Raw genomic sequence first — 11700 nt, 5'->3', positions numbered from 1 at the left:
CGATGAGCTATCCGTTTTTTTAGTTTATAATCTTTACGTATCTTAAATCGGCTCATTATTCTTCTGCTTTTTCATCAATAAAAAAACAAAAAACAAAGCAACTAATATTAAAAATCCTGAAACAAATAACCAAAAAGGTGCAGTTATAAAGCTAAAGTTAAATAAAGCTGTTGCACCTGCAAAAGCCAAAAACAATTCGTTTAACAAAATGCTAAGCAACAACAAATAAACACTACAAGTAAACAAAGGTGTAAATTTAGGTTGATAAGCTATAAAAATATACCAAACCAAAAACACACTAAAACCAACTAATAAAATTAAGTGCAAATAGGCCATAACAATATTTAGGTTAAAAAAGGCAATAGCAGTTAATGTTGGAAAAAGCGATAAAAAAGGTAAAATAAACTTCAGTACAAAAACAGCACTAAAAACCCAAAAAAACAACCGTAGAATTGTATTTGTAGATAGTAATAATTTTTTATTTTGATACACAAAACTGACTAATAAATAGGCACTGTATAATTGAATGGCAGCTATAAAAAACCAAAAAAGTAAAAGCAAACGTGGCGTTTCAATCCATAAAGTAGAAAGGCCGTAGCCAAAAAATGTACCAACAGCAAGTAAATATAATATGTTTTTATTTTTTTTATAAGGAAGGTGAATATTTGAGCTTTGTAAATACAAGAAAAATAACCCTAAACAAGAAAATAAGAAAAAACCGTTGTATTGAAAATGTAAATAAAAATACATTGAAGCACGATAAAGCACTTCAAATGTTTCTCGTTTGGATGTGAAATAAGATAAACCAAAAATTCCGATGGATGAAAAAACCGCAAAAAATGCACCAACCTTTAACCAAATAAATGCGGTGTTTTGTTGCTTGGCTGTATCGCGAACCAAAAAAATAAAATATAAAACTCCGGCTAAAAAAGAAAGCGCAGAAAAGAAAATAGATAGTCCGTAATATCCTCCTTTTAAAAAGGAAAAAAGCATACCATACGCACCTATTTGATTTACAACCATAATAAGTTCATATTTTAAAAAGCCAACAGCCAATTGTAGCTTTTTAAAATAATAATAAACCAGTGCATAAATTGCAGCACTTACCCAGCCATAAAATGCAAAATGCGAATGCGATTGTTGCATAAATTTATGCTGAAAAACTAGTAAACCTTGCCAAATGTTATAACGCATTAAAACACCAACCAAGGCAACCAATAAAAAATTAAAAAGGCACCATTTAAACCAAAAGTTTGTATTTTTTATTTGTTGGGCTAGCATCATAAATTGAATTGTGTTTTATTTTTTGGGACGTTTCCAGAATTCATCTGGGTATTTATCTTCACCTTCACTCACTAAATTGGCTAATTGATCGCCTATTTTTTTAAGTTCGGTTTCAGATAAGTTTTGTTCAATTGCTGGAAAAAATTCGCGTTCTTCAAAACGAATATGATTTTGCAAAGCATCCGCAAATGCTAGTAGTAAATCGGTGTTTTCGGAATCATTAATGGCTTCTATTAAATGCTTAATTTCAACATGTTCCTTTTCCATAGCAATAAACTGATCATCATGTTCTAACGGCTCAAAAACGGTATCTTCGGCCGTAAAGTGATGGCGTAAGCGTTCTTCCCAAAAGTAATTAACGTATGCTTTTATCCGGTTGTAATCAATTCCTAATTTTACGCCTTCGCGGATTTTCCAACTGCACAATAATCCAAAATGATGTTCTCGCGATAGCGGAATTAAGTTTTCGTTTCTTTTCATATTTTTTTAAAATAAAAAAGCTGCTTGCAACAAGGCAAGCAACTTTTTGTGAATTACTAATTAACGCTTTTCTTTAACCGACCAGCCAAATTTTAAACCTATAATAAATACAAGTAATAAAACTTCGCCTAAGGCCAATAATATATCTCCAGGAACACGTAACCAACGAAACGTATCCATAATTGGTGTTTGCATAAATTCGGCAGAACGTGCGTACCAATATCCTTGATCAATTGATGCAATAGCTTGACGAATTCCGATTGGTAAAATGCTAATTACGGTCATTAAAAACAAGCCAATGTTCATGGTCCAAAACGACCAACTTAGCAGTTTATCGTTCCACTGTCTTTCTGGGTATAAACCGCGTAAAACAAACAACATTAATCCGATACCTAAAATTCCATAAACACCAAATAAGGCACCGTGTGCGTGCACAGCTGTGGTATTTAATCCTTGTAGATAATACAAGGCAATTGGCGGATTAATTGCAAACCCGAATACACCGGCTCCTAAAAAGTTCCAGAACGACATGGCAATAAAACAGTAAATAGGCCATTTATAATCTTTAATCCAAGCGGTTGCTTTACTAATTTGATAATTGTGATACGCTTCATACCCAATTAAGACTAAAGGAACAATTTCTAAAGCAGAGAACGAAGCTCCTACGGCTAATATTGCTGTTGGGGTTGCACTAAAGTACAAATGGTGAAACGTTCCTAAAATACCACCAGCTAAGAAAACAATAGTTGAAAACAATACTGCTATTGTTGCCGATTTTTGTTTTAATAAGCCCAATTTGGTAAATAAAAAGGCTGCAACTACGGTAGCAAAAACCTCAAAGAAGCCTTCTACCCATAAATGTACTACCCACCATCTCCAATATTCTGCAATGGCCAAATGTGTTTGACGCCCGTACATAAGTCCGGCACCGTAAAACAAGGTAATGGCAACACACGATAAGGTAAATAAAACAAGTAAGTTCCAATCGCCGTCTTTTTTCTTTAAAGCTGGTAATAAGGCACGAACCATTAATACCAACCATAAAACCAAACCAACAAGTAATAGTATTTGCCAAATACGACCTAATTCTATGTACTCATATCCTTGATGTCCCCATAAAAAGTTGTTTTCTAATCCAAACTTTTGCATTACGCCCAGCCATTGACCAATCAAAGAACCACCAACTACAAAAACTAAAGCACCAAACAAAACATTTACACCTAGTTTTTGATATTTAGGTTCGTAGCCAGAAACAGCTGGAGCAATATATAATCCAGTAGCTAACCACGAGGTTGCAATCCATAAAATAGCTAATTGTACGTGCCAACTTCTAGAAATAGCTTGCGGAAAAGGCTGTCTAAGGATAAACCAAAAAAGCCATCACCTTCTACCCCATAATGAGCAGTTACAATACCAGCAACCATTTGTAATAATATTAAAATACCTACTACCCAAATGTATTTTAAAGTTGCTTTCATAGACGGCGTTACAACCAAATTACGCAACGGATCTTCTTTTGGTAAAGAATCTGTAATTTCGTCTTTTTCATTTTTAGCATAGTAAAATACCAATAAGCCCACGCCTACTAATAAAAGTAAAACACTAAAACCGGTCCAAAAATGTAATGATGTTGGAGGAATGTTTCCGATAACCGGATCATGAGGCCAGTTGTTTGTGTAAGAAACCGTATCATTTGGACGATTGGTTACGCAAACCCACGAACTCCATTCTATAAACGAATTCATTTTGGCCATTAAAGCTTTATCTTTAACTGCACTGGTTTGAATAGCATATTGTTCACGTAGCCCTTTCATTTCCGGATCGTCCATAAACAATTTGCGGTAATGATCGGCTAGTTTTTGATGAACCTTAGCACGAAGTGGTGAAATTACAATTTCATCGGTTTCGGCATTGTATGTATTGGTTCGAAGTTCTTTTTGAAGAAGCACCTGATATTTAGCTTGTTCTTCTTCAGGTAAATTTGAATAATTTTTTCCATCTTGCTGAGCCAATTCTTCTAGTAAAAAAACAGATTCACGATGCAAAAAATCGGCATTCCAATCGGGAGCAATGTAAGCGCCGTGCCCCCAAATACTGCCTACAGTTTGTCCGCCAATAGATTGCCAAACATTTTGCCCGTCTTTAATATCTTGTGCGGTAGCAACAACTACACCCTCGGTTGTAACAATTTTTAATGGTATGGGAGGAATATTACGGTAAATTTCGGTACCGTAAAAAATTAACACGGCAAAAGATGCAACAATAATTGCCCCAAGCCAGATCCATAATTTTTTTGGTGTCATATTTTTGGGGTTTATGCTTGTACGGTTCTTAAATCATGTTCTAATTCAATAGCTTTTGGAAATAAAATATTATTTTCTAAATGAATGTGCGTGTGCAAATCGTCTTCAAATTCTTGCAGCATGGCAAAAGTAACTTTATACGTATTGCACGCATCTGCTGGCGGATTGTAACCAGAAGTTAATTCGGCTATTTCAGCAAAACGTTCGCCTTCCACTGTGTGATCGTCTTTCATCATAGCAATAGGATTTTCTACCGTTCCGAAAGTTGGATTGGGTAATTCACTTCCGGTTAGCTGTGCTTTTACCATATTGCGAATAAACGGAAACAAAATCAGTTCTTCTTTTTTAAAATGCATCGCTAAATCTTGAGCTGATTCGGTAAATAAATCGCGAATTTTAAATAGTTCTGGATGACGTTCTCCGTGCACGCGAGCTAATTTTTCTAAAAAGGCTTGCAGAATTGGAATTTTTTCGTCGGCATAACGATGGTGTGTTTTTTCAATATAATCTGCTAATAAATCTAACGGAAAAATATTAAAATCAATTGAACCGCCTTGTTTGCTTGGTAAAGCTTCAATGGCTTTATAAATTGCTTCTGCATTAAGTTTTTTAGACTCGCACGCTTCTTCAATTGTTCGTCCGCCTTTACAGCAAAAATCAATGCCGTTTTGTTTAAATATTGCGGCTGTTCTAAAATCTTGGCCTACAATATCTCCAATAAAATCATTTCTTACATTCATACTATTTTGTTTTAATTTGTTTTGAGGGTTAAAATATAATCAACCATTGCTTTGGCATCTGCAGTACTTAAACCTGGGTGCGGTGTCATTTGTAAATCGCCCCAAACACCAGTACTACCATCAATAATATGGGTTACCATCATATCGGTATCTGCAGCTGTATATTTGTTTGCAATTTCTTGATAAGAAGGACCTAAAAGTTTTGAATCGGTTTTATGACAAGCAAAACAATCTGATTTTTGCATTAATGCTAATCCGTCTGCTGCTGTTTCTTTAGGTTGCTCAGTAGTTTCTACTTTTGGCGCATTTTTTTCTCTTCTTCCAGAATTTTATCATAATCTTTAGATTGACCGCATGAAGCCAGAACTAATGATGCTAACGATAGGGTAAATACAATTTTTTTCATAGTTTTTGATTTTTATAATTTTAGTTAAATTGTTTTTTAATTTGTGAAGCAGTTCCTTCAATATCAATATTTAAACCTTCTTTTTGATAAGCTAAATGTCCGTTTTTACTAAAAACGCTAATAATGTTAGAATGCGAAAAATCTATAGGACTAATTTCTTTATATTTCACGGCTAAAACGTTTGCTAATTCTCGCGTATTGGCATCGGTAGAACGTAAAAACAACCATTCGTCACCAGTAAATTTGTACATGTTTAAATATTCGTTCATCTTTTCTGGCGTGTCAGATTCAGGATCAATAGAAACCAATACGTATTTAATATTTTTGTTATTTTTATTTCCTACCAACTGATGAATATCACGCATATCGGCTGTTAATCTTGGGCACGCGGTACGGCAATTGGTATAAATCATAACCATTACCACTACATCGCCTTTTAAATCGTCGAGCTGAATAAAATCGCCGTGCTGATTTTCCCATTTAGAAGTTAAATGATAAATCGAATCATCAGGTAAATCGTTATTTTTTTGGGTGCAGGATGCCATAAAACAACCCAAGAACACAAAAGCAATTAAAAACTTTTTCATAGCTTATTATTTTTACAAATCTTGTACGCAGCGAAACCCTAAATTGTTAATGCAATAATTTGCTTTTACACTACCACGCATGGCAAAGCGAATAAAAGCAGCGTAATTTTTTAAATCAGTTGCAGTTAAAGATGCACCAGCACAAAATAAGTTTTCGTTTTTAATATTGTTATTTCTTGATTCTCCGGTCATCATAACCGAATTAAAATCGGATGTCCATTCCCAAACCGAACCATACATATCGTAAATACCGTAATAATTTGGTTGCCCTGATTTTACAGGAATACGATATCGATCACCAGTTTTGTAAGAAGCCAAAATTTGATTGGTAAATTCGGGATCGTTTGCCGCATTAGGCACAGTTAAATTAGCTACGCCAACATATTCCCATTCATCTACCGTAGGTAAACGCTTTCCTAAACTTGCTGCATATGCCTTTGCAGCATACCAAGAAACATTTGATACGGGTGCATCTGGGCTAATTCCTTCAGGAATTTCGAAATCAGATTTCCAATTTTTTAAATAATTAGCATCAGCATACAAACCTTTTATCTGGCTACGCGTCCATTGCGGATTTGCCTTTAAAAAATTCAGATAATCTTGATTTGTAACCAATGTTTGATCCATTAAAAAACTAGAAACATGTACTTCTTGTAAAGAATCTTGACCAAAAAACGGCACGTAATTTCCCCCAGGAATTTCGATCATTTTAGATGATGAATTAAAACCAACCAATTCGGCAGCAGGTTCAGTTACGCTAGTTTCAACAGAATTAGAACATGAAAAGGCAAGTGCAAATCCGATTATAAAAAGTACATATTTCATAGCTTTAGCATTGAATATTATTTATGTTTTTTAAACACAGCAGGATTCTCTTCTCCAGAAACTTTAATTTTTCCTAAAGCTCCTTTATTAAAGGCTCTAAAAATAGCGTGATCTACTAAAACTAAATCACCAGGAACATTAGCTTTAAATTCAACAATTGCTGCACCACCGGCAGGAATCATAGTTGTTTGAACGTTTTCGTTAATAACGCTACCACCTTCTACATAAACTTTATCGAAAATTTCACCAATTACGTGGAAAGAAGATGATAAGTTTGGTCCACCGTTACCTACAAACAATCTAACGGTTTCGCCCACATTAACTTTTAATTCGTTGTCACCAATTAAAGATCCCGTATTTCCGTTAAAAACTACATAATCTGGATGTTCAGCAATCGCTTTATCCATGTCAAACTCCTGAAAACCTTTTTCACCAAACTTACCTTTGGTATAAAAATCACCTTGCATGATATAAAATTCTTTATCTACCGGTGGTAAACCACCTTCTGGTTCAATTAAAATTAGTCCGTACATACCATTTGCAATGTGCATTCCAACCGGTGCAACGGCACAATGGTAAACATATAAACCAGGATTAAGCGCTTTAAAAGTAAAGGTTGCCGATTGACCAGGAGCTACAAAAGTTGCCTCGGCTCCACCACCAGGACCATTTACAGCATGTAAGTCAATATTATGAGGAAAAACACTATTTTCGTTATTTTTAAGCGTTAACTCAATTTCATCTCCTACACGAGCACGAATAAAACTTCCTGGAACGGTACCGTTAAATGTCCAAAAATCGTATTGAACGCCATTGGCTAATTCACCAACTTCTTCAACTGTTTCAAGCATAACTTGAATTTTTTTGGCAGGACGATTACCTACTGGAGGCGGAACCATTGGTGGTGGAACCATTTTTTGGACTTCTACTTCTCCGACCGTTTTAATGGTTTCTGCATCAACTTTTTTAACTTCTGAAGTTGATGCTTCTTTGTTACAACCATGCAATAAAATAGCACTTAATAACAAAAACGCAATTGATACTGACTTTTTCATAATTATATCTTTAAAAATTCAATTTCTTTATAAACAACTAACAACAAACATAAAAACTTAACATTTTATTGTGAAAACGAAAAACAAACCTTAAGCAAAAGAATAAAAAACCTTTTTATCTTTTATTATATAAAATGAACTAACATTTTAAAAAAGTAAGGTTAGATTCTAAATTATCAACAAAAAATTTAATCTGAGAACTTTCTAACATAATCATAAGGTTTTCTTTAATAATCTTAAAATCGTTATGTATAGGGCAAGGATGCAGCTCAGAACATGCTTTTAAACCTAAACCACAACCTGTAAATAAACGATCTCCATCTATTTCTCGAACAACAGTTGCTAGATTAATTTTTAGCTCATCGGCCTCCATATAAAAACCACCATTAGGTCCTTTAACCGATTTAACAAATCCTTTTCGACTTAACTGTTGCAAAATTTTAGCAATAAAATGTTCTGGCGAATCAATTCCCAAAGAAATATCTTTAATACTAACCTTTAAACCATCTTTAGATTGTTGAGCAATATAAATTAAAGCTCTGATAGCATATTCACAAGTTTTCGAAAACATTTTTTAACCATTTGTTTGAACAAATATAATGATAAAAAATAATTAAAAGACATAAACATCTTTTAACATTAGAAAAATTAAATAAATTCGATAAAAAGACAAATACGCAAGACAAAATACAATACAAGTGCATTAGCCTCGCTTAAATAGCAAGTAACAAAATAAAATAAGCGGATAGCTCGGGTCGGGGTATCCGCTTATTTTATTCCACTATGTTACATAAAAGGATATCGCTGCTATCCCTAACGCAAAATATAACTTCCAATATAAAACAAAAAAGTCCGAACCATTTCTGATTCGGACTTATAAAAAAGGCAGCGACATACTCTCCCACATAAATGCAGTACCATCTGCGCTAACGAGCTTAACTTCTCTGTTCGGGATGGGAAGAGGTGAGCCTCGTTGCAATAACCACCTTAAATCGGTTTGCTATATCTAGCAATATATGGTTGACCCTATTACAATAGTTGTTCTATACAAACTCTTCTACTTTTATTAGAAAGAAGTCCTCCTGCCTACTTAATTTCAGCAGGAGACAAATACATAAGCTTACGGGTTATTAGTACTACTCGACTATGACATTACTGCCTTTACATCTATAGCCTATCAACGTTGTCATCTACAACGACCCTTTAAAGAAATCTAATCTTGTGGTGGGTTTCGCGCTTATATGCTTTCAGCGCTTATCCCTGCCCAACGTAGCTACTCAGCGATGCACCTGGCGGCACAACTGATACACCAGAGGTTAGTCCAATTCGGTCCTCTCGTACTAGAATCAGATCCACGCAAATTTCTAACGCCCACAGTAGATAGAGACCGAACTGTCTCACGACGTTCTGAACCCAGCTCGCGTGCCACTTTAATGGGCGAACAGCCCAACCCTTGGGACCTTCTCCAGCCCCAGGATGTGACGAGCCGACATCGAGGTGCCAAACCCCCCCGTCGATATGAGCTCTTGGGGGAGATCAGCCTGTTATCCCCGGCGTACCTTTTATCCTTTGAGCGATGGCCCTTCCATGCGGAACCACCGGATCACTATGCTCTACTTTCGTACCTGATCGACCTGTATGTCTCTCAGTCAAGCTCCCTTATGCCATTGCACTCTACGCACGGTTACCAAGCGTACTGAGGGAACCTTTAGAAGCCTCCGTTACTCTTTTGGAGGCGACCACCCCAGTCAAACTACCCACCAAGCAATGTCCTCTGCAACGCAGAGTTAGACCTCAGATAAGCAAAGGGTGGTATTTCAACAATGACTCCACAACGCCTAGCGACGCCACTTCATAGTCTCCCACCTATCCTACACATCACTTATCCAAGAACAATACTAAGCTATAGTAAAGGTGCACAGGGTCTTTTCGTCCCACTGCGGGTAAACGGCATCTTCACCGTTACTACAATTTCACCGAGCTCATGGCTGAGACAGTGTCCAGATCGTTACACCATTCGTGCAGGTCGGAACTTACCCGACAAGGAATTTCGCTACCTTAGGACCGTTATAGTTACGGCCGCCGTTTACTGGGGCTTCAATTCAATGCTTCTTCTTGCGAATAACATCTCCTCTTAACCTTCCAGCACCGGGCAGGTGTCAGACCTTATACGTCATCTTACGATTTTGCAAAGCCTTGTGTTTTTGATAAACAGTCGCCTGGACCTTTTCACTGCGGCCAGCATTGCTGCTGGCGACCTTTCTCCCGAAGTTACAGGTCTATTTTGCCTAATTCCTTAGCCATGAATCTCTCGAGCGCCTGAGGATACTCTCCTCGACTACCTGTGTCGGTTTACGGTACGGGTTCTAATAATCTATGTTTAGAGGTTTTTCTTGGAAGCCCTTAGGCACACTATCACGCCATCCGAAGATTTTGTGTACTATCGTATTTCACCAAGACCTGCGCATTTTACTACAAGTCCTATAGTTACGTACTTTAACGAACTATTCCGTCAGTCCGCGGTGCTTTCATCACTCCGTCACCCCATCACAATTATTAGAAGTACGGGAATATTAACCCGTTGGCCATCGACGTCCCCCTTCGGGTGTGCCTTAGGTCCCGACTAACCCTAAGCTGATTAGCATAGCTCAGGAAACCTTAGTCTTACGGCGGGAGGGTTTCTCGCCCTCCTTATCGTTACTTATGCCTACATTTGCTTTTCTAAACAGTCCAGCATACCTCACAGTACACCTTCAACCCAGTTTAGAATGCTCCCCTACCACTTGCGCTTAGCGCAAATCCATAGCTTCGGTAGTATACTTATGCCCGATTATTATCCATGCTCGTTCGCTCGACTAGTGAGCTGTTACGCACTCTTTAAATGAATGGCTGCTTCCAAGCCAACATCCTAGCTGTCTAAGCAAACAAACCGCGTTTTTTCAACTTAGTATACATTTGGGGACCTTAGCTGATGGTCTGGGTTCTTTCCCTCTCGGACATGGACCTTAGCACCCATGCCCTCACTGCTGTAAAACATTTATTAGCATTCGGAGTTTGTCAGGAATTGGTAGGCGGTGAAGCCCCCGCATCCAATCAGTAGCTCTACCTCTAATAAACTAAAACAGCGCTGCACCTAAATGCATTTCGGGGAGTACGAGCTATTTCCGAGTTTGATTGGCCTTTCACCCCTACCCACAGATCATCCCAAGACTTTTCAACGTCAACGGGTTCGGTCCTCCATTTAGTGTTACCTAAACTTCAACCTGTCCATGGGTAGATCACACGGTTTCGCGTCTACCACTACTGACTAAAGCGCCCTATTAAGACTCGCTTTCGCTACGGATCCACACCTAAAGTGCTTATCCTTGCCAGCAACGGTAACTCGTAGGCTCATTATGCAAAAGGCACGCCGTCACCCCATAAAAGGGCTCCGACCGCTTGTAAGCGTATGGTTTCAGGATCTATTTCACTCCGTTATTCACGGTTCTTTTCACCTTTCCCTCACGGTACTGGTTCACTATCGGTCTCTCAGGAGTATTTAGCCTTACCGGATGGTCCCGGCAAATTCAATCAGGGTTTCACGTGCCCCGACCTACTCAGGATACCACTATCTATTACATCGCTTACTTATACGAGACTATCACCCTCTTCGGTTAACCTTTCCAGGTTATTCTAATTCGCTTTGCATAAAATATCGTGGTCCTACAACCCCAATATTGCCGTAACAATATTGGTTTGGGCTGTTCCGCGTTCGCTCGCCACTACTTACGGAATCACTCTTGTTTTCTTCTCCTCCGCCTACTTAGATGTTTCAGTTCAGCGGGTTTGCTCATCTTTCGATGTGACTAGTCTTCAACTAGACAGGTTGCCCCATTCGGATATCTACGGATCTATTCGTGTGTGCCAATCCCCGTAGCTTTTCGCAGCTTATCACGTCCTTCATCGCCTCTGAGAGCCTAGGCATCCCCCATACGCCCTTAATTTGCTTATGTATGAGTTTTCTACACAGAACTTGCGTTC

General features: G+C 37.7%; 7 protein-coding genes, 2 rRNA genes and 2 pseudogenes. All 11 read right to left on the bottom strand.

Translation table 11 applies throughout. From position 1 onward, the window contains the following. Nucleotides 1-42: 42 nt before the first annotated feature. Nucleotides 43-1284 carry a hypothetical protein gene (locus K5I29_RS00465; RefSeq protein WP_264433930.1) on the bottom strand — a complete coding sequence of 414 codons (1242 nt, stop codon included), beginning with the start codon at nt 1282-1284 and terminating at the stop codon, nt 43-45. A 15-nt stretch (nt 1285-1299) separates the two neighbouring features. Beyond that, a complete protein-coding gene (locus K5I29_RS00460; RefSeq protein WP_264433929.1) occupies nt 1300-1764 on the bottom strand; it encodes a hemerythrin domain-containing protein in 465 nt (154 codons plus the stop codon). A gap of 60 nt (nt 1765-1824) precedes the next feature. After that, nucleotides 1825-4067 (bottom strand): annotated as a pseudogene (locus tag K5I29_RS00455) (nitric-oxide reductase large subunit). A gap of 11 nt (nt 4068-4078) precedes the next feature. Beyond that, on the bottom strand, nt 4079-4807 hold the full coding sequence (ric, locus tag K5I29_RS00450) for an iron-sulfur cluster repair di-iron protein (RefSeq protein WP_264433928.1): 729 nt from the start codon (nt 4805-4807) through the stop codon (nt 4079-4081). 11 nt (nt 4808-4818) lie between these two features. Continuing rightward, nucleotides 4819-5052, bottom strand: a complete 234-nt coding sequence (locus K5I29_RS00445) for a c-type cytochrome (protein WP_264433927.1) — start codon at nt 5050-5052, stop codon at nt 4819-4821. Between the two features lie 181 nt (nt 5053-5233). After that, nucleotides 5234-5800, bottom strand: coding sequence for an SCO family protein (locus K5I29_RS00440; RefSeq protein ID WP_264433926.1), 567 nt, complete (start codon nt 5798-5800; stop codon nt 5234-5236). 12 nt (nt 5801-5812) lie between these two features. Further along, on the bottom strand, nt 5813-6625 hold the full coding sequence (locus K5I29_RS00435; protein WP_264433925.1) for a formylglycine-generating enzyme family protein: 813 nt from the start codon (nt 6623-6625) through the stop codon (nt 5813-5815). A gap of 32 nt (nt 6626-6657) precedes the next feature. Next, nucleotides 6658-7680 (bottom strand): annotated as a pseudogene (gene nirK / locus K5I29_RS00430) (copper-containing nitrite reductase); the annotation flags it as partial. 139 nt (nt 7681-7819) lie between these two features. After that, nucleotides 7820-8251, bottom strand: a complete 432-nt coding sequence (locus K5I29_RS00425; protein WP_264433923.1) for an RrF2 family transcriptional regulator — start codon at nt 8249-8251, stop codon at nt 7820-7822. A gap of 309 nt (nt 8252-8560) precedes the next feature. Next, a 5S ribosomal RNA gene (gene rrf, locus K5I29_RS00420) occupies nt 8561-8670 on the bottom strand. A gap of 120 nt (nt 8671-8790) precedes the next feature. Continuing rightward, nucleotides 8791-11672, bottom strand: a 23S ribosomal RNA gene (locus K5I29_RS00415). Nucleotides 11673-11700 lie beyond the last annotated feature (28 nt).

The sequence above is a fragment of the Flavobacterium agricola genome, assembly GCF_025919725.1.
GTDB classification, from domain to species: Bacteria; Bacteroidota; Bacteroidia; order Flavobacteriales; family Flavobacteriaceae; genus Flavobacterium; species Flavobacterium agricola.
The sequence above is the reverse complement of the archived record's forward strand: the minus strand, read 5'-3'. Positions and strand labels throughout refer to the sequence as shown.